The sequence below is a fragment of the Bacillus sp. FSL R5-0576 genome, from assembly GCF_038004765.1.
GTDB classification, from domain to species: Bacteria; Bacillota; Bacilli; order Bacillales; family Bacillaceae; genus Bacillus; species Bacillus subtilis.
The window spans coordinates 3,179,810-3,197,077 of sequence record NZ_JBBORU010000001.1 but is presented as its reverse complement, the minus strand read 5'-3'; the positions used below and the strand labels follow the sequence as shown (position 1 = coordinate 3,197,077).

Genomic DNA, 17,268 nt, shown 5'->3' with positions numbered 1-17,268 from the left:
CCCCATCACCAGCAGGTGATGGGGTTGTTTTTAAAAGAGCATATAACGGAAAATTTCTTTGACATAGTGTTCGATAATAAGCTGAAATGTAACGCAGATGATCAGATAAATTACAATCGTTGAGTAAATGACATCAACCTTCCCTTTATATGAATGCTGGTAACTGCTCAGCATCGCAGGAGGAATGGCGAAGAATGCACCGATTAAACCAACGGCTAATATGGTAAAGCAAATGTCTGTATGTAATAAAAAGAAGAAAAGGGCAAGAATCAAAATAGCCGTAAAAGGAATAAGAAATGCTCCGAATCTTGAGAATGAATCCTTGAAAGACACTTGGTTTCCCGCGATTTTCAGGGCGAAAAAGATGCATGCATGCAGGCCAAATAGAAATAAAATAAAATAAATGGTTGGCTCTAAGAAGATTGCTGTAAAGCTTACGCTTCCGGGACCGTCTGAAAAAAGAATATAAAACATCAAAGGGGTCAGCAAACTGAAAAGAACCATCGTAATGATTGCGCTGATCAGCTGTTCTCCGCCTGTTGCTTTACATTCCTGATAAGGGCGTTTCAGGACGGATAAGACAAATGAACCGAACTGTTTTGCTGCTTGCTTTGCAGCGGCTCCAGTTTGAGCTGCATGCTGGTGGCCTGATTGACCGGAGAGCGGTGATCCGCATTTCTCACAAAAATTTCCGCCATCTGTTTGATGGCCGCATTGAGGACAATACATAAAATAACTCCTTTACCTGTAATATAGGGAAAATAGACTAATAGTTTTATTATAAAAGAAAAAAGTTGTAAAGTAATCAATATTCATACAAAAAAAGACACGTGCCCGATAGCAGCTGTGTCTTTTTTTATGCTAGTTATTAATATATTTCTCAAATACATCTCCAAAATCCTTAATATGATACTGCGAGCGAACGGATGTCAGCCAAGTAAATCCGAATTCGGTCAGCTCTTTGTATTGCGTTTCAATATTGACGTGCTCAGGGCGGGTATGGTGAAGAATCGTCACTGCTTTATCTAAGCTTTGCTCCGCTTGATTGATTAAAATGTCATTTTCATAGGTTGTTTCAGCGATGCGAAGCAGTGCTTTATAAAGGTCTTTTAACTTTTCAATCTGGTCTTTGTGGACATCAATGTCGAATTGTTCACCGCCCAGCTTGAACTTAATTTCAACATCCAAATCCACTTTTCCGGCAGTTTCAAGAAAAACGTCAGAGATTTTATATTGCGAATAAGGATAGCGTTTCAACGTTCGTTTTGAGGAAGTGGCGCGTTCGCCGTCCACATGGATCAGGGCCAGGTTCGTAAAGCAATACTCGTCTGCTTTTGTTTTAATCAAGAAATAAATTTTCTCATTATCTTCATGCATGACATAGTCGTCTGCGTCTGTTTTGTCATAGTCCTGAGGTTCGATAATTTTTCCGATATCAGATAAGCCCAAGGCATCTGCCGCAATTTTTTTGAACATCTGTATACGTCCTTCCTATTCAATTTGTCACTTCATTGTAGCATGGCGCGTTTCTGACAGGCTATAAAGGTTTACCGGGAAATCGCCTCCGGGTAAAAGGGTGGAGAATAATTCTATTTCCTGTGCAGAGACTATCAACAAGGAGGTATATGATGTTCTCATTTATCGTTCACGTCTTCATTTCTTTATTCGCAGTATCGAATCCGATCGGAAACGTACCGATATTTCTGACGCTGACAGAAGGCTATACTGCAGCGGAAAGAAAAGTGATTGCCCGGAAGGCAGCTATTTTATCCTTTTTTATTCTCGTGGCTTTTTTGGTTTTCGGCCATCTTATCTTTAAACTGTTTGATATCAACATTCACGCGCTCCGAGTGGCGGGCGGCATATTCATTTTCGGCATTGCCTATAATCTATTGAATGCGAAAGAATCACACGTGCAATCTCTTCACCATGATGAACATAAGGAAAGCAAGGAAAAAGCGGATATATCAGTCACACCTTTATCCATTCCGATCATTGCTGGGCCCGGAACGATTGCAACAGTAATGAGCCTTTCCGCCGGTCATAGCGGCATTAGTCATTATGCGGCTGTCACGATCGGCATAGCCGCCGTTATTGCCCTGACCTTTCTCTTTTTCCACTATTCTGCTTTTATCAGCAGCAAACTCGGAAAAACCGAGATGAATGTGATTACCAGACTGATGGGATTAATCTTAGCCGTGGTTGCGGTCGGGATGATTGGTGCGGGGCTGAAAGGCATGTTTCCGATCTTAACCTCATGATGCAAAAAGCAGCTCCCTTATTTTAGAGAGCTGCTTTCTTTTGTTTTTGGCACGTACCGAAAGACTTCCTCACTCTCAAAAAATTCAATCAACCTGCTCAGCCAATCATAGTAATGAAGCCATTCTTTTAATTCATTCAGCAGCTGATTGACTTTCTCTTCCGCTTCCGGGGTAAGCCCGTCCCTTTGTAAAAGATCACTCAGTTCCCGGTTTAATTTTTTATACAGCACTTTGTTTTTGCTCACGACCTTTGTCCAATTCGCCGCAAATAAAGAAATGAAGGTTTGATAATAATCCTGCTCGACGTCATAAAGGTCTTTTCGTACGCCTTTTTCAAACACCTTTTCGGCGATATTGGCATCGATCATTTCCCGGACAACCTGGCTCATCCGTGTTTTGCTCATGCCCGTTGCCTCAGAGAGCTCGCTTAAGGTCATTGGTTTTCGATTCATATAAATAATTCCGAGCACACGTCCGACAGTTGAAGGCATTCCAAACGTATGCATATTTTCGGCAATCTTCTCAATGAGATGCTCTTCAGCATGTTCAATGATGTCGAGAGCGGTTTTTTTCACAGCTGATCATCCCTTCAAATGGCAATTGATGGTGTCAATATATCATATTTCTTCCTGGTGTTGAAAATAGCTGAATGCAGAGGAAGTGGGAGGTATCCGGCGTAATTGTAAGAACACCCTTTCCGTCTCGGTCATAACAATAAATAATCTATAAATAACATATAATTTCAACACATTGTAAACTTTTTATTTTACAAAGTTCAAACTATAATAAGGATTATACTTTTCAGAAAATTTAAAGGAAACCTGCGGAGGTGCACGGATTGCTGAAATTGGAACAAGTGTCAAAAGTATATAAAGGCGGCAAAAAAGCTGTGAACAGCATTGATTTAGATATTGCCAAAGGTGAATTTATCTGTTTTATCGGCCCGAGCGGCTGCGGAAAAACGACAACGATGAAGATGATCAACAGGCTGATAGAACCATCGTCTGGAAGGATCTTTATCGACGGAGAAAATATTATGGAACAGGACCCGGTTGAGCTGAGGAGAAAAATCGGCTATGTGATTCAGCAGATTGGTTTGTTCCCCCATATGACCATCCAGCAGAACATCTCACTTGTACCAAAACTGTTGAAATGGCCTGAGGAAAAACGGAAAGAACGGGCGCGCGAGCTGTTAAAGCTTGTGGATATGGGCCCGGAGTATTTAGACCGTTATCCGCATGAGCTCAGCGGCGGACAGCAGCAGAGAATCGGCGTGCTGCGCGCCCTGGCAGCGGAACCCCCTCTCATTTTAATGGATGAACCGTTCGGAGCGCTTGATCCGATTACGCGTGATTCCCTTCAGGAAGAATTCAAAAAACTGCAGAGAACCTTAAACAAAACGATTGTGTTTGTAACCCACGATATGGATGAAGCGATTAAGCTTGCCGACAGGATTGTGATATTAAAAGCGGGAGAAATCGTTCAAGTCGGCACACCTGATGAGATTCTTCGAAACCCGGCAAATGAGTTTGTTGAAGAATTTATCGGGAAAGAGCGCCTGATTCAATCAAGACCGGATATCGAGCGGGTAGAGCAAATGATGAACAGAACGCCGGTGACGGTATCTGCGGACAAAACGCTTTCTCAGGCGATTCAGCTGATGAGAGAAAAACGTGTTGACTCGCTGCTCGTTGTGGACCGGCAAAACGTGCTGAAGGGCTATGTTGATGTGGAAATGATTGATCAAAACCGCAAAAAAGCAAGCATCGTTGGCGACGTATACCGTTCAGATATATATACCGTTCAAAAAGGGGCGCTTCTTCGCGATACAGTCCGAAAAATTTTGAAGCAGGGGATCAAGTATGTTCCGGTGGTCGATGAACAGAACCATTTAGCAGGGATTGTGACAAGAGCGAGCCTTGTTGATATCGTGTACGATTCCATTTGGGGCGACGAGGAAAACCAGCTCATGACGATCTGACCAGGGGAGGAGCTCTTTTAAGATGAATCAAATGATGACTTTTTTGCAAACGAACGGCGGAGAGCTGTTGTATAAAACAGGAGAGCATTTATATATTTCACTCATAGCCGTTGTATTGGGCATTATCGTTGCAGTGCCGCTCGGCGTTGCTCTTACCAGAATGAAAAAAGGCGCAGGTGCGGTTATCGGTTTCGTAAACATTGTGCAAACCCTGCCGAGTCTGGCGATTTTAGCCTTTTTTATTCCGCTTCTCGGCGTAGGAAAAGTGCCTGCGATTGTCGCTTTATTTTTCTATTCGGTACTGCCGATCTTGCGCAATACGTATACCGGCATTAAAGGTGTAAATAAAAACCTCCTGGAATCGGGGAAAGGGATTGGCATGACCGGCTGGGAGCAGATTCGGCTCGTTGAAATTCCGCTGGCAATTCCCATCATCATGGCGGGGATCCGCACATCAACGATCTACCTAATTGGCTGGGCGACACTTGCGTCGTTTATCGGGGGAGGCGGCCTCGGGGACTATATTTTTATCGGCCTGAACCTATACCAGCCTGAATATATCATTGGCGGTGCCGTGCCTGTCACAATTCTGGCAATTATCATTGATTATGTCCTAGCCGTGACAGAACGAAAGGTGACGCCGAAAGGATTACAAGGGATGAAGGAAGTTTCGTAAGGAGTTGGCTCTGTTGAAAACGACAAAAATCAAATGGCTTGGCGCGTTTGCTCTCGTCTTTGTCATGCTGCTAGGCGGCTGCTCTCTGCCGGGTCTCGGCGGCGCTTCTGACGACACGATCAAAATCGGGGCGCAAAGCATGACAGAATCAGAAATTTTAGCGAATATGATCGCGCAGCTTATTGAACATGATACAGATTTGAATACCGCTTTAGTGAAAAACCTCGGCTCAAACTATGTTCAGCACCAAGCGATGCTGGGCGGTGACATTGATATTTCAGCCACGCGCTATTCCGGAACAGATTTAACAAGCACCCTCGGCAAGGAAGCGGAGAAAGATCCAAAAAAAGCGCTGAACATTGTGCAGAACGAGTTTCAAAAGCGCTTTTCTTATAAATGGTTTGATTCCTACGGCTTTGATAACACGTATGCCTTCACCGTAACAAAAAAGTTTGCGGAAAATGAGCATATTAACACCGTGTCCGACCTGAAAAAAAATGCCTCCCAATATAAATTAGGCGTCGACAATGCTTGGCTGAAACGAAAAGGTGACGGGTATAAAGGCTTTGTCAGCACATATGGCTTTGAATTCGGCACAACTTATCCAATGCAGATCGGGCTTGTCTATGACGCAGTCAAAAACGGGAAAATGGACGCCGTTCTGGCTTATTCAACGGATGGACGGATTAAAGCCTATGACTTGAAAATCTTAAAAGATGATAAGCGTTTCTTCCCGCCGTATGACTGTTCACCGGTGATTCCGGAAAAGGTGCTTAAGGCGCATCCGGAGCTTGAAGGTGTGATCAATAAGCTGATTGGGCAAATCGACACGGAAACGATGCAGGAACTTAATTATGAAGTGGATGGCAAGCTGAAGGAGCCGTCTGTCGTAGCAAAGGAATTTTTAGAGAAACATCATTATTTTGACTAAGAAAAGAGGTGGATCATATGGAAGTACTACAGCAGCTTGGCACATACTATTCGCAAAACGGCGGTTATGTGCTGCAGGAGTTTTACCGCCATTTTCTGATGTCGGTATACGGCGTTTTATTTGCCGCCATTGTTGGAATTCCGCTCGGCATCCTGATAGCCAGATACAGAAGATTAAGCGGATGGGTTTTTGCGGTCACGAACGTCATTCAGACGATCCCGGCTCTCGCCATGCTTGCCGTGCTGATGCTTGTCATGGGGCTGGGCGCTAATACGGTGATATTGTCATTATTTCTGTATTCTCTTCTGCCGATTATCAGAAATACGTATACAGGGATTATCAGTATTGAGCACGCCTATCTTGAATCCGGAAAAGCAATGGGGATGACAAAATTTCAAGTGCTGAGGATGGTCGAGCTTCCGCTTGCGCTTTCGGTCATAATGGCCGGCCTGCGCACCGCGCTTGTCATTGCCATCGGCATTACGGCCATCGGGACATTTGTCGGTGCAGGCGGTCTCGGGGACATCATCGTCAGGGGATCAAATGCCACAAACGGAACCGCGATTATATTAGCGGGAGCGATCCCCACAGCTCTGATGGCGGTGATTGCCGATTTGGTCATGGGCTGGCTTGAACGAGCATTAAGCCCGATTAAAAAGAGAAAGAAGAAAAACTTGGCAGGTGCCGCATAAGAAAAAACGCCTTGTAATGACAGGGCGTTTTTTACGGCTTCGGCACATATTTAAAAATGTCTTCGCTCTCAAAAAACTCAATCAAACGGCTGAGCCAATTATAATAATCAAGCCATTCCTTTAATTCTTTCAGCAGTTCATTCACTTTTTCTTCCGCTTCAGGAGTAAGCTCTTCATCCAACACGCTAAGCAGCTCCCGATTGAGTTTTTTATGCATCATTTTGTTTTTGCTGACGACTTTGCTCCAAGTGGCTGAAAACAGCGTGATAAATGTTTGATAGTAGTCCTGCTCAACCTCATATAAATCTTTTCGGACGCCTTTTTCGAACACCTTCTCGGCAATGTTGGCATCAAGCATTTCCCGCACTACCTGGCTCATGCGTGTTTTGCTCATGCCGGTGGCCTCAGATAATTCCGTAAGCGTCATCGGTTTTCGATTCATATAAATAATGCCCAGCACACGTCCGACGGTAGAGGGCATTCCAAATGCATGCATGTTTTCCGCGATTTTTTCTATAAAATGGTCCTCGGCTTGTTCAATGATCGTTAACGGATCTTTCTCCAACGGTTTCATCCTTTCAGCTAACAATTCCGATGTCAATATACCACATTTTTGATACGGCGAAAATGCTGTCAAAAGAGAATTTGGCAGGAAATTGGAGCAATAAGGAGATCAACACACGTCAATGCGGGTAAATCAGCGTTTACACATACTTTATAAATAATATGAACAAATTGTAAACTTTTTATTTTATAAACTTTATTCTATAATGGGAAGCATTCAATTGTCTGAAAAATTAAATTTAAACTGAACAAATTGAATAAACTTAATTTTGGAGGTGCGATGTTTGCTGACATTAGAAAATGTCTCGAAAACATACAGGGGCGGCAAAAAAGCCGTGAACAACGTAAATCTTAAGATTGCAAAAGGCGAATTTATCTGCTTTATCGGGCCGAGCGGCTGCGGAAAAACAACAACAATGAAAATGATTAACCGATTAATTGAGCCTTCCGCCGGGAAGATTTTCATTGACGGCGAAAACATCATGGACCAGGATCCTGTAGAGCTCAGGCGCAAAATTGGCTATGTGATTCAGCAGATCGGCCTGTTTCCCCATATGACCATTCAGCAGAATATCTCACTCGTCCCAAAACTGCTGAAATGGCCGGAGCAGCAGCGGAAAGAGCGGGCGCGTGAGCTTTTAAAATTGGTCGATATGGGGCCTGAATATTTAGACCGTTACCCTCATGAATTAAGCGGGGGGCAGCAGCAGCGAATTGGTGTATTACGGGCACTTGCCGCGGAGCCGCCGCTTATCTTAATGGATGAACCGTTTGGGGCACTCGACCCGATTACGAGGGATTCCCTCCAGGAAGAATTTAAAAAACTGCAAAAAACCTTACATAAAACCATCGTATTTGTTACCCATGATATGGATGAAGCGATTAAGCTGGCAGACCGGATTGTGATTTTAAAAGCGGGAGAAATCGTTCAAGTTGGAACGCCCGATGACATTTTAAGAAATCCGGCAGACGAATTTGTTGAGGAATTTATCGGCAAGGAGCGGCTGATTCAGTCATCCAGCCCGGATGTTGAACGGGTTGACCAGATTATGAACACACAGCCTGTAACGATCACCGCGGATAAAACGCTTTCTGAGGCCATTCAGCTGATGAGGCAGGAACGGGTCGATTCATTGCTGGTCGTCGATGACGAGCACGTTCTGCAAGGCTATGTCGATGTTGAAATCATTGATCAATGCCGAAAAAAGGCCAATCTCGTAGGTGAGGTTTTACATGAAAATATATACACAGTACTGGGCGGCACACTGCTGCGCGACACGGTTCGCAAAATTTTAAAACGGGGTGTCAAATATGTTCCCGTTGTGGATGAAGACCGACGCCTGATCGGAATTGTGACGAGGGCAAGTCTGGTCGACATCGTGTATGACTCCCTCTGGGGAGAAGAAAAGCAGCTCGCAGCATTGTCATAGGGAGGGGCGATAAGTCATGCATCATATTGTTCAATTTTTGCAAACCAATGGGGGCGAGCTTCTTTATAAAACATACGAGCATATTATGATATCGCTCATTGCTGTGATCCTGGGCGTGCTGGTTGCCGTCCCCCTCGGAGTTGTGCTTACCAGAATGAAAAAAGGAGCCGGCACCATTATCGGCATTGTCAATATTATTCAGACGCTGCCGAGTCTGGCCATCCTCGCTTTTTTTATCCCGCTCCTTGGTGTAGGGAAGGTTCCGGCCATTGTGGCTTTGTTTTTCTATTCCGTATTGCCGATTCTTCGCAACACGTATACCGGCATTCGCGGCGTCAACAAAAATCTGCTCGAATCTGGTAAAGGCATAGGAATGACGCCGACTGAACAAGTCCGCTTGGTGGAGCTGCCGCTTGCCGCGCCAGTGATCATGGCGGGAATCAGAACATCGACGATTTACTTAATCGGCTGGGCCACGCTTGCTTCCTTTATCGGAGGCGGTGGATTGGGTGATTACATTTTTATCGGCCTGAATTTATATCAGCCGGAATATATCATCGGGGGCGCGGTACCTGTCACGATATTGGCAATTGTGATTGATTATGTGCTGGCAGTTGCTGAACGAAAACTGACACCTGCCGGCATGCAGAGATTGAAGGAATTGTCATAAGGAGGCGGCTCATGAAAAGAAAATATCTCAAATTAATGATAGGTTTAGCACTTGCGGCAACGCTGACGCTGAGCGGCTGTTCGCTTCCTGGTCTCAGCGCTGCTGCAGACCAGACCATTAAAATCGGCGCGCAAAGCATGAGCGAATCAGAAATCATCGCCAGCATGCTTGGCCAGTTGATCGAACACCATACTGATCTCAAAACAACAACGATTAAAAATCTTGGCTCCAACGCGGTGCAGCAGCAGGCTTTAATGAACGGGGAAATTGACATTGCGGCCACAAGATATACGGGAGACGCGCTGACAGGCACGCTGAGAATGCAACCGGAAAAAGACCCGGACAAAGCGCTGGCGCTTACTCAGCGGGAGTTTAAAAAAAGATATGATTTAAAGTGGTATGACTCCTACGGGTTTGATAATACATATGCCTTTACAGTCAGCAGGGAGTTGGCCGACCAATACCATTTAGAGACCGTATCAGACGTTAAAAAATGGGCGCCGCAATTAAAGCTGGGCGTTGATAACTATTGGATGAAGCTCAAAGGAAACGGCTATCAGGATTTTACGAAAACCTACGGCATGACATTCGGCGGCACGTATCCGATGCAGATCGGCCTTGTGTACGACGCGGTGAAAAGCGGAAAAATGGACATTGTGCTTGCGTATTCAACCGATGGAAGAATCAAGTCCTATGGTCTCAAAATGCTAAAGGATGATAAACAATTTTTCCCGCCGTACGACTGCTCTCCGGTTGTTCCGGAAAAGGTGCTCAAAGAACATCCTGAGCTTGAAGGCATCATCAAGAAAATGCTCGGAAAAATCGACACAGCCACGATGCAGGAGCTTAACTATGAAGTCGACGGCAATCTCAAAGAACCGTCTGTCGTTGCCAAGGAATATTTAGAAAAACATCGCTACTTCGAATCGTGAAAGGGGGACGAGGTCAATGAACGTGTTTGAACAGTTAATGACGTATTACGCGCAGAATGGCAGTTACGTCATGGATGAATTCAGCCGCCACTTTCTCATGTCGGCTTACGGCGTATTGTTTGCCGCTGTCGTCGGGGTTCCGGTCGGAATCCTCATCGCGCATTTTCGCCGTTTGTCAGCCTGGGTGTTTGCCGTAACAAACGTTATTCAAACAATCCCGGCGCTCGCTATGCTGGCCGTCTTAATGCTTGTTATGGGGCTCGGCGCAAATACCGTGATTCTATCATTATTTCTGTATTCCCTGCTGCCGATTATTCGAAACACGTACACAGGCATTATCAGTATTGAGCATGCCTACTTAGAATCGGGGAAAGCAATGGGCATGACGAAATTCCAAGTGCTCAGAATGGTTGAGCTCCCGCTCGCACTATCTGTCATTATGGCGGGCCTTCGCACGGCTCTCGTCATTGCCATCGGAATTACAGCGATTGGCACATTTGTCGGTGCCGGAGGCCTTGGGGACATGATTGTCCGCGGCTCAAACGCGACAAACGGAACAGCCATTATTCTAGCCGGAGCGATCCCGACTGCGGTGATGGCGGTAGGAGCTGATTTGCTTATGGCTTGGCTGGAGCGGACCTTGAAGGTGATATAGTAACTAGAGAAAGATAAAACATATGTAGAATTACAAAATTATATCTTCTTAATGTTAGGAGATATAATTTTTTTAACTAAAAATAGGAACAATAAGAAAATAGTTATGATACCAAAGATACAAAAAGTGATTTTTATTAATTCAGCATTATGTCTACGTTTAATTGCTTCTTCTAAGTCAAATATTCCGTAACCATATTCAAATCTTGATCCTTTGGAGTAGGCTGATTTTTTCACAGTGTTAATAATATCTTCATTAGTAATATTAAAATCTTCAAATTGAAATAGAAGAGCTAGTGCCCCACTTACATATGCATTAGAAACTGAAGTTCCGCTTGTTTTATAATAGTCACTATTAATTGAATAACTTTTTAAATTTTCTCCAGGGGCCATTATAGTTATTCCCTGCCCTTTACTTGAAGAAAATAAACGGTCATCATGTGAGTTTAATGCTCCCACCCCTATAACTTCATTAAATTTAGCTGGGTATGAAACAGTGTCTAGATTTGATATACCTTTATTGCCTACAGAAGAAGTAAGTATTATGCCTTTATTATAGGCTTTTTTTATGGCGGCATGAAGTTCTTTAGAATAAGAATCTCCACCTAAACTCATGGATATGATATCAACGTCATTTTTTATACTCCATTCAATCCCTTTTGTAATATTTGTATAATTCCCTTTAAGTTCTTTATTTAACACTTTAACAATGTATAGTTTTGCTTTCGGAGCAATGGCGTTAATTATACCGGTGTTATAAGTTCCATGTCCATTTAAGTCATTAACTGTGGTATTAGGCTCATTTACAAAAGATACGCTTTCTTCTATAGGAAGGAAATTCATTTTAGTGCTAATTCCTGAATCTAAAATCGCTATAGATACCCCTTCCCCATCTAACTTATACTTGTTTTTAATTTTTTGGATATCTTTAAATTGTTGTGATATATCATTAGAAGATGCATTTAAGTTGTTACATGGGAATAAGGTGATAAAAATTATCATAAGCAAAAAGAATAAATAATTCGTGATATTAGGTCTTAACATTTATATCTCCTTTAATTATGAAAATTAACCAAAAAATAGTTGAAGGAAAAATTCAATGTGGTAATATATGCTTATCAATATATTATCTTAGGAGGAAGAAATGAACAAGAATGTAATTAAAAAAAGTAGAAAGTTAGTTTTTCTATTAACAGCATTTGTTATGTTTTTTACTGCTACAGGTACGGTTTTTGCTGAGCAAATCAATGATCAGAGCTTTAAAGACGTTACTGATTTAGAAAACAATACAACTTTATCAGATGAAGAATTGCTAAATCTAGACGTTTCGGATATGATTGATGATAAAAAAGTGGTAAACTATGTTGCAGATACCGAAAAAGAGATTACTGAACTAGAAGTCAAAAATACTGAATCGTTTTTAGAAAAGACAATCGATGAAAAAGATATCAAAATTGATGATGAAACGTTTGCTTACATAGATGAAATTAACCCTGAAATAGATACTAGTGTCATAGATCAAATGGATCAAGAAATAGATGAACAACAAAGTTCAGAAAAGGTAGAAGGTCAATGGTTAGGCCCAGCTGTCAGAGTATTAATAGCAATGTCTTCATCTATGTTTAAAAAATATGGTTTTAAATTTATAAAGGTTTCTTACCATTTAGGATTAAGAATGTATCAAAGAGGAATTTCACCTACCAATGTGTTTATGGCAGTAAAAAAGGGTAAAAAATATTATGATCCTAAATATAAATCAACCGTATATTACTATAAAGGTGTTGCAGTCGCTAGAAAAGGTAATACTTTAACTACTACTTATAAATCTGCGAAGCCTAAAAAACGTTGGAGATAGGATGGTATCCCATGTATTCAAATTCGGCAATAACATATGATAAAGAAGCTGAGTTAGCTTATATTTATGTAATTCCTCCAATTAATCAACCATCTACAGTTGAGCTGACTGAGGATTTGGAAGTTAATGAAAATATTTCATTAGATATTAATAAGCAAAACTTAATAGTAGGTATGGAGATTTTCGGAGAATTAGCTAATGACATATCTAAATTAGCAGGTTCTAAAAAAATTTACAAAAAAACCGCTCGAAACAAAAAAGAAATTTATAGCTTTAGATTGTATGATTTGGAAACATCAAATTCGTTTGAATTTAATGGGATTTTATTCTGTTTTGCTGATGATAATTATGAAAAGTTTTTAGGTTACGATGTTATAGATATTGAGAAATATAAAGCAGAGTTATTAAATCAGTATACAATTTAGAACCTTTATTATGGACATATATACGCAGTGCATAATTTGCCCTCCTCGGCTAACCTCGACGAGGGTTTTTTTTATTAAACAGATCCATCTTCTCATTAAGCTCCTTCACCAGCTGTTCAAGCTCTTCGGCATTTTCAAGCACTTGATCCATCGAGTGGGCGGATTGCTCGGTAATCGAAAATGTTTCTTCAATGCCGGAGGCAGACTTTTCAGATACAGAAGCGATATTTTCAATCGACTGGTTTGTTAACTGCTTCAATCCATCCGTTACTTCCTTAATGCGGTCTGTCACGTGGGTGACGGATTGTTTGATATGCTGCATAGCCTGTCCGGTGTCTGTCAGATTTTCCGTTTCTGTTTTCCAAGTACTTAATAACATAAGAATTTTCTGAGCTGAGAAATCATTTTTCATTCGAAAAATAAAAACAGCTCCTTTTCTCGTTTCTGAGATCAGAGCTGTTTTAGTAATTAATTAAGAAAGAAAGGAAGGGTCAATCCATTCAGTCGCCCATTTAGAAATCTCACCTAATATGGGTGCTAGTGCCTTTCCTTTATCAGTCAATGAATATTCGATGCGAACCGGAGTTTCAGGGATGACATCCCGCTTCACTACTCCTTCAAGCTCAAGTTCTTTCAGCCGTTCTGACAGAACTCTGCCGCTTAGATTTGGAAGTGCTGCTTCAATTTCGCTAAATCGCTGCGACCCGTTCAAGAGCTGAAATACGATTAAAGCGACCCAGCGTTTACTTAAGATGTCGACTGCTTTTTCAAATCTAGGACACATTTCTGATTGGTTCATACTTTTCACCTCGTCTGTCACTATTATAACGCAAATAACGAGGGAGGGTATGCAAGCGTGATTGATAAAATATAGAAAGAGAAACAGGGGATTATGAGGAAGAGGCGCGTTTTTTTGCTTCTGAAGACAAAAAATCGAAGTATTTGCTGAGATTTTCAATATCCTGCTTTGAGAGATGTTCCCATTTTTGACTATTGAAAATCGGGAGGTGCTCCGCTCCGCGTGTGACAGCCGTCTGGTAAATTTCATAAACGGATTGATAGCTTTCAGATGCTTCGCGGATTTCTTCAGGAAAGGCCTGAATATGGCCTGCGGCGGCCATTAGGTTTTCGTACGGCACTTTCAGGACGGCTGCCAGTTTTTTAATCGTGGCGGGTTTTGGCGTCCCGCGTTTGCCGTTTTCAATTTTTGAAATGGTGGCCGAGCTGATGCCTGAGTACACCGCAAGCTGATTCACTGTCAGTTTGCGAGCGCGGCGCAGCTCCCGTAATTGCTGTCCGAACGGTGACATGGTCTATCGCCTCACATTTCTATCAAGAGTCAGTCATCAGCAGACCGTTTTTTGGCTTCGTCTGAAATAAACGAAAAATAATGATCCAGCATGAGCAAATCTTCTTTATTGAGATATTGCCACTTTTCGTTCTCAAGAAGCGCAAGGTTTTTCAGATCATAGGCCTCCGCTTTTTCAAGTAGCTTGCACTTCGTTTCATAAGGGGCCCTGGCTTCATGCACTTCTTCGATGTAACCAGCCTTGTACATAAGCCCCTCATAAGGAATTTTTAAGGCCTCTGCCAGTTTTTTGATGGTGGCAGGTTTGGGAACGCCCCGTTTTCCGTTTTCGATTCTGGAGATGCCGGCCGCGCTTACGCCTGAATAAGTCGCCAGCTGGTTGACTGTTAACTTTCTCTCTTCACGCAATGCCCGTAATTGTTCGCCAAAGCTTTCCATATATCTCACCCCGTCCCTCACTGTTACTCATATTTTAGTATGTTTATTGACTAAAGGGAATAGGTAGACTGGAAATGTATTGACAAAAGTTAACATAAGCCGTAATGTAAAAGTATAGAAAAAAGTTTTTCAGGAATGGAAGGTGAGGAAAGTGCCAGTAGAAAAGATACAGATTAGACGTGATTATGTCTTGCAGTATATGGTTAATAACGATTATTCCCTTAATCAGCTTGCGCTGGAAATCGGAGTCTCACCCGCCACACTGAGCCGCGTGCTGAATGGAGAAAGAAGGCCGGGGCAGCTTGTGATTGGTAAAATGCTTCACTATTTTAATTTGAAATTTGAGGATCTTTTTTACTATGATTTTGTTGACAAAAGTCAATGAAGTAACAAAAAACGCAAGGAAGCCAAGCGTTTTCTATTCCTATGAATGATGTGTCAGCACAAACCCTGTCACCAGCTCATTGCACGTTTTCCATTGTTTTGTCGGCAATTGATGTCCCTGATATTCCAATCTGAAAAATTCGGCATGTCTGCACGATCTTCGGTAATAGCCTGCGTTTGTAAAGGTCCAGTCCCGCAGGCCGCCATACATAAACAGCATTGGCATTTCTAGGCGGGGCAGCTGTTCAATGCAGTTGTAGCCAAGCGAATCCAGATAATACTGATGCCAATGGGCCTGGTCTGCTTTTTTCATATGGTCTGTTAATATGCTGCGAAGCTGTCTGTCTTTTGTGTGGCTGCCAGCGAGGATTTTCATGAGCAAACCGGGGTTTTTTTCAAGCAGATACATTCCCAGTTTGTGCAGCTTCTGGCCGATTACGTTATGAACAGCGGGGTAGGCGCCGGACAGAATAAGGTGTGACACTTTGTCCGGGCGGGTGAAGCCGATATGCTGCGCGATTAAGCCTCCGGCAGAATACCCGAATAACACAGCTTTATCAATGTGCAAAGCGTCCATGATTTGCGCGATCTCGTTTGCGTAATAGGAAATAGATGCTGGCTGATCGATGTGATCACTGTCACCGTGGCCGCTTAAATCGGGAAAAATCACCCTGAAATGCTTGGATAGAAGGCGCTGATAATAAAAAACCTTGCGTCCCATGCCCGGCGGGTGGATAAAAATGATAGGGATTCCCTGTCCATATTCTTCATAAAAAAGATGTTTCCTGCTGTCTATGCTGATAAGCGGCATCGCTTTTCTCCTTTGACCTTTTCATTATGAATAGGGTAACCAAGATAAAACGTCTTATCCGGCCTTTTGGCGTCTGATACAGCGTGACATGCCAACCCTTTTCATGTAAAATAGAAGTAATGTAGCCAGTGAGTCTGGAGGTGTATGGGATGCACGCAGTTTTGATTACCTTATTGGTTATCGTCAGCATTGCACTTATTATTGTCGTTTTGCTTCAATCCAGTAAAAGCGCCGGATTATCTGGTGCGATTTCAGGCGGAGCGGAGCAGCTCTTCGGGAAACAAAAAGCAAGAGGTCTTGATTTAATTTTGCACCGCATTACGGTAGTGCTGGCAGTCTTGTTTTTCGTGTTAACGATTGCGCTTGCTTATATCCTATAGGGCAATGTTTGTATAAGGTCTGATGTGAAGTCAGGCCTTTTTCACGTTTCTGGATGATATTCAAAACGTTTTTTTCTGATTAAACTGTGGAAAACTAAAATGATCGTGCAGATAGAAAGGGAGACATGAGCATGAAAGTTGTGACACCAAAACCATTTACATTTAAAGGCGGAGACAAAGCGGTGCTTTTGCTGCATGGCTTTACAGGAAATACAGCGGATGTAAGGATGCTGGGACGATATTTGAATGAACGCGGCTATACGTGCCACGCGCCTCAATATGAAGGACATGGCGTCCCGCCTGAAGAACTTGTACATACGGGGCCCGAAGACTGGTGGAAAAACGTAATGGATGGCTATGAATACTTAAAATCTGAAGGCTATGAGAGCATTGCTGCCTGCGGACTGTCGCTTGGCGGGGTTTTTTCGCTGAAATTGGGTTACACTGTACCCATAAAGGGAATTGTCCCAATGTGCGCACCGATGCATATTAAGAGTGAAGAGGTCATGTATCAAGGCGTTCTTTCATACGCTCGCAATTACAAAAAGTTTGAGGGGAAAAGCCCGGAGCAAATTGAAGAGGAAATGAAAGAATTCGAAAAAACGCCGATGAATACCCTCAAGGCGCTGCAAGACTTAATTGCTGATGTGCGGAATAATGTCGATATGATTTATTCACCGACATTTGTGGTGCAGGCCCGTCATGACCACATGATTAATACCGAAAGCGCCAATATTATTTACAACGAAGTGGAAACTGATGATAAACAGCTGAAATGGTACGAGGAATCAGGGCATGTCATTACACTCGACAAAGAACGTGACCTCGTCCATCAGGATGTGTATGAATTTTTAGAGAAGCTCGATTGGTAATCA

At 42.7% G+C, this 17,268-nt stretch carries 23 protein-coding genes and 1 pseudogene; 14 read left to right on the top strand and 10 right to left on the bottom strand.

All coding sequences use genetic code 11. The features are described from left to right. Nucleotides 1–30 precede the first annotated feature (30 nt). Nucleotides 31–729 (bottom strand): zinc ribbon domain-containing protein, encoded by a 699-nt coding sequence (locus tag NX903_RS16505; RefSeq protein ID WP_086344327.1) that lies wholly within the window; start codon nt 727–729, stop codon nt 31–33. Between the two features lie 132 nt (nt 730–861). After that, entirely contained in the window at nt 862–1,476 is a 615-nt protein-coding gene (locus NX903_RS16500) for a PH domain-containing protein (RefSeq protein ID WP_003243118.1), read from the bottom strand. Between the two features lie 149 nt (nt 1,477–1,625). Between NX903_RS16500 and NX903_RS16495 the strand changes: the two genes are divergently transcribed. Further along, on the top strand, nt 1,626–2,261 hold the full coding sequence (locus tag NX903_RS16495; RefSeq protein WP_086344326.1) for an NAAT family transporter: 636 nt from the start codon (nt 1,626–1,628) through the stop codon (nt 2,259–2,261). Between the two features lie 17 nt (nt 2,262–2,278). Here NX903_RS16495 and opcR read toward each other — a convergent pair whose 3' ends face one another. Beyond that, the gene (gene opcR / locus NX903_RS16490) at nt 2,279–2,836 is read right to left on the bottom strand and encodes an opuC operon transcriptional regulator OpcR (RefSeq protein WP_003228345.1); all 558 of its coding nucleotides are present in this window, start codon (nt 2,834–2,836) and stop codon (nt 2,279–2,281) included. Nucleotides 2,837–3,099: 263 nt separating this feature from the next. On the opposite strand from opcR, the gene opuCA reads away from it, so the two are divergent. The 4 genes from opuCA (at nt 3,100) to opuCD (ending at nt 6,541) form a co-directional block, all read left to right on the top strand. After that, nucleotides 3,100–4,242: an osmoprotectant ABC transporter ATP-binding protein OpuCA gene (opuCA, locus tag NX903_RS16485; protein ID WP_003243370.1), complete on the top strand. Its 1,143-nt coding sequence runs from the start codon at nt 3,100–3,102 to the stop codon at nt 4,240–4,242. Between the two features lie 22 nt (nt 4,243–4,264). Then, nucleotides 4,265–4,918, top strand: a complete 654-nt coding sequence (gene opuCB, locus NX903_RS16480) for a glycine betaine/carnitine/choline/choline sulfate ABC transporter permease OpuCB (protein WP_003228349.1) — start codon at nt 4,265–4,267, stop codon at nt 4,916–4,918. Between the two features lie 64 nt (nt 4,919–4,982). Continuing rightward, a complete protein-coding gene (opuCC, locus tag NX903_RS16475; protein ID WP_082201019.1) occupies nt 4,983–5,849 on the top strand; it encodes an osmoprotectant ABC transporter substrate-binding lipoprotein OpuCC in 867 nt (288 codons plus the stop codon). A 17-nt stretch (nt 5,850–5,866) separates the two neighbouring features. Further along, on the top strand, nt 5,867–6,541 hold the full coding sequence (gene opuCD, locus NX903_RS16470; protein ID WP_014478003.1) for a glycine betaine/carnitine/choline/choline sulfate ABC transporter permease OpuCD: 675 nt from the start codon (nt 5,867–5,869) through the stop codon (nt 6,539–6,541). Between the two features lie 31 nt (nt 6,542–6,572). Here opuCD and NX903_RS16465 read toward each other — a convergent pair whose 3' ends face one another. Then, the gene (locus NX903_RS16465) at nt 6,573–7,106 is read right to left on the bottom strand and encodes a GbsR/MarR family transcriptional regulator (protein ID WP_024571735.1); all 534 of its coding nucleotides are present in this window, start codon (nt 7,104–7,106) and stop codon (nt 6,573–6,575) included. Nucleotides 7,107–7,389: 283 nt separating this feature from the next. Between NX903_RS16465 and opuBA the strand changes: the two genes are divergently transcribed. Genes opuBA through opuBD form a run of 4 tightly spaced genes read left to right on the top strand, consistent with a single transcriptional unit; the run spans nt 7,390 to nt 10,792 of the window. Further along, on the top strand, nt 7,390–8,535 hold the full coding sequence (opuBA, locus tag NX903_RS16460) for a choline ABC transporter ATP-binding protein OpuBA (RefSeq protein WP_086344325.1): 1,146 nt from the start codon (nt 7,390–7,392) through the stop codon (nt 8,533–8,535). 16 nt (nt 8,536–8,551) lie between these two features. Next, the gene (opuBB, locus tag NX903_RS16455; RefSeq protein ID WP_086344324.1) at nt 8,552–9,205 is read left to right on the top strand and encodes a choline ABC transporter permease OpuBB; all 654 of its coding nucleotides are present in this window, start codon (nt 8,552–8,554) and stop codon (nt 9,203–9,205) included. Between the two features lie 11 nt (nt 9,206–9,216). After that, nucleotides 9,217–10,137: a choline ABC transporter substrate-binding lipoprotein OpuBC gene (opuBC, locus tag NX903_RS16450; protein WP_017695163.1), complete on the top strand. Its 921-nt coding sequence runs from the start codon at nt 9,217–9,219 to the stop codon at nt 10,135–10,137. Nucleotides 10,138–10,153: 16 nt separating this feature from the next. After that, a complete protein-coding gene (gene opuBD / locus NX903_RS16445; RefSeq protein WP_086344323.1) occupies nt 10,154–10,792 on the top strand; it encodes a choline ABC transporter permease OpuBD in 639 nt (212 codons plus the stop codon). Between the two features lie 38 nt (nt 10,793–10,830). Here opuBD and NX903_RS16440 read toward each other — a convergent pair whose 3' ends face one another. Further along, nucleotides 10,831–11,835 carry a S8 family serine peptidase gene (locus NX903_RS16440; RefSeq protein ID WP_124059120.1) on the bottom strand — a complete coding sequence of 335 codons (1,005 nt, stop codon included), beginning with the start codon at nt 11,833–11,835 and terminating at the stop codon, nt 10,831–10,833. A gap of 100 nt (nt 11,836–11,935) precedes the next feature. Here NX903_RS16440 and NX903_RS16435 point away from each other — a divergent pair, with 100 nt between their 5' ends. Both NX903_RS16435 and NX903_RS16430 read left to right on the top strand, forming a co-directional pair. Further along, nucleotides 11,936–12,646, top strand: coding sequence for a hypothetical protein (locus NX903_RS16435; protein WP_015483697.1), 711 nt, complete (start codon nt 11,936–11,938; stop codon nt 12,644–12,646). Nucleotides 12,647–12,657: 11 nt separating this feature from the next. Next, a complete protein-coding gene (locus NX903_RS16430) occupies nt 12,658–13,071 on the top strand; it encodes a DUF2283 domain-containing protein (protein WP_084993402.1) in 414 nt (137 codons plus the stop codon). Between the two features lie 49 nt (nt 13,072–13,120). Here the strand turns inward: NX903_RS16430 and NX903_RS16425 are convergent. The 4 genes and pseudogenes from NX903_RS16425 to rghR form a co-directional block, all read right to left on the bottom strand. Next, a pseudogene (locus NX903_RS16425) lies at nt 13,121–13,423 on the bottom strand (methyl-accepting transducer); the annotation flags it as partial. Nucleotides 13,424–13,543: 120 nt separating this feature from the next. After that, nucleotides 13,544–13,870 carry a catDE operon transcriptional regulator CatR gene (catR, locus tag NX903_RS16420; RefSeq protein ID WP_024572576.1) on the bottom strand — a complete coding sequence of 109 codons (327 nt, stop codon included), beginning with the start codon at nt 13,868–13,870 and terminating at the stop codon, nt 13,544–13,546. A gap of 91 nt (nt 13,871–13,961) precedes the next feature. Continuing rightward, nucleotides 13,962–14,381: a helix-turn-helix domain-containing protein gene (locus NX903_RS16415; RefSeq protein WP_014480905.1), complete on the bottom strand. Its 420-nt coding sequence runs from the start codon at nt 14,379–14,381 to the stop codon at nt 13,962–13,964. Between the two features lie 29 nt (nt 14,382–14,410). Beyond that, entirely contained in the window at nt 14,411–14,818 is a 408-nt protein-coding gene (gene rghR, locus NX903_RS16410; protein ID WP_003220034.1) for a transcriptional repressor RghR, read from the bottom strand. A gap of 151 nt (nt 14,819–14,969) precedes the next feature. On the opposite strand from rghR, the gene NX903_RS16405 reads away from it, so the two are divergent. Then, nucleotides 14,970–15,203: a helix-turn-helix domain-containing protein gene (locus tag NX903_RS16405; protein WP_009968172.1), complete on the top strand. Its 234-nt coding sequence runs from the start codon at nt 14,970–14,972 to the stop codon at nt 15,201–15,203. A gap of 39 nt (nt 15,204–15,242) precedes the next feature. On the opposite strand, the gene NX903_RS16400 is transcribed toward NX903_RS16405, so the two are convergent. Beyond that, nucleotides 15,243–16,013: an alpha/beta fold hydrolase gene (locus NX903_RS16400; protein ID WP_086344322.1), complete on the bottom strand. Its 771-nt coding sequence runs from the start codon at nt 16,011–16,013 to the stop codon at nt 15,243–15,245. A 149-nt stretch (nt 16,014–16,162) separates the two neighbouring features. On the opposite strand from NX903_RS16400, the gene secG reads away from it, so the two are divergent. Both secG and NX903_RS16390 read left to right on the top strand, forming a co-directional pair. Next, nucleotides 16,163–16,393: a preprotein translocase subunit SecG gene (secG, locus tag NX903_RS16395; RefSeq protein WP_003220028.1), complete on the top strand. Its 231-nt coding sequence runs from the start codon at nt 16,163–16,165 to the stop codon at nt 16,391–16,393. Nucleotides 16,394–16,524: 131 nt separating this feature from the next. Beyond that, complete coding sequence (locus tag NX903_RS16390) at nt 16,525–17,265, top strand: alpha/beta hydrolase (protein ID WP_003242610.1); 741 nt, start codon at nt 16,525–16,527, stop codon at nt 17,263–17,265. Nucleotides 17,266–17,268: the final 3 nt, after the last annotated feature.

Excerpts from the sequence above, each read along its gene's own strand:
- NX903_RS16505 (WP_086344327.1), bottom strand. The coding sequence starts at position 729 with ATGTATTGTCCTCAATGCGGCCATCAAACAGATGGCGGAAATTTTTGT.
- NX903_RS16500 (WP_003243118.1), bottom strand. The coding sequence starts at position 1,476 with ATGTTCAAAAAAATTGCGGCAGATGCCTTGGGCTTATCTGATATCGGA.
- NX903_RS16495 (WP_086344326.1), top strand. The coding sequence starts at position 1,626 with ATGATGTTCTCATTTATCGTTCACGTCTTCATTTCTTTATTCGCAGTA.
- opuCB (WP_003228349.1), top strand. The coding sequence starts at position 4,265 with ATGAATCAAATGATGACTTTTTTGCAAACGAACGGCGGAGAGCTGTTG.
- opuCC (WP_082201019.1), top strand. The coding sequence starts at position 4,983 with ATGCTGCTAGGCGGCTGCTCTCTGCCGGGTCTCGGCGGCGCTTCTGAC.
- opuCD (WP_014478003.1), top strand. The coding sequence starts at position 5,867 with ATGGAAGTACTACAGCAGCTTGGCACATACTATTCGCAAAACGGCGGT.
- opuBB (WP_086344324.1), top strand. The coding sequence starts at position 8,552 with ATGCATCATATTGTTCAATTTTTGCAAACCAATGGGGGCGAGCTTCTT.
- opuBC (WP_017695163.1), top strand. The coding sequence starts at position 9,217 with ATGAAAAGAAAATATCTCAAATTAATGATAGGTTTAGCACTTGCGGCA.
- opuBD (WP_086344323.1), top strand. The coding sequence starts at position 10,154 with ATGAACGTGTTTGAACAGTTAATGACGTATTACGCGCAGAATGGCAGT.
- NX903_RS16440 (WP_124059120.1), bottom strand. The coding sequence starts at position 11,835 with ATGTTAAGACCTAATATCACGAATTATTTATTCTTTTTGCTTATGATA.
- NX903_RS16435 (WP_015483697.1), top strand. The coding sequence starts at position 11,936 with ATGAACAAGAATGTAATTAAAAAAAGTAGAAAGTTAGTTTTTCTATTA.
- NX903_RS16430 (WP_084993402.1), top strand. The coding sequence starts at position 12,658 with ATGTATTCAAATTCGGCAATAACATATGATAAAGAAGCTGAGTTAGCT.
- catR (WP_024572576.1), bottom strand. The coding sequence starts at position 13,870 with ATGAACCAATCAGAAATGTGTCCTAGATTTGAAAAAGCAGTCGACATC.
- NX903_RS16415 (WP_014480905.1), bottom strand. The coding sequence starts at position 14,381 with ATGTCACCGTTCGGACAGCAATTACGGGAGCTGCGCCGCGCTCGCAAA.
- rghR (WP_003220034.1), bottom strand. The coding sequence starts at position 14,818 with ATGGAAAGCTTTGGCGAACAATTACGGGCATTGCGTGAAGAGAGAAAG.
- NX903_RS16400 (WP_086344322.1), bottom strand. The coding sequence starts at position 16,013 with ATGCCGCTTATCAGCATAGACAGCAGGAAACATCTTTTTTATGAAGAA.
- secG (WP_003220028.1), top strand. The coding sequence starts at position 16,163 with ATGCACGCAGTTTTGATTACCTTATTGGTTATCGTCAGCATTGCACTT.
- NX903_RS16390 (WP_003242610.1), top strand. The coding sequence starts at position 16,525 with ATGAAAGTTGTGACACCAAAACCATTTACATTTAAAGGCGGAGACAAA.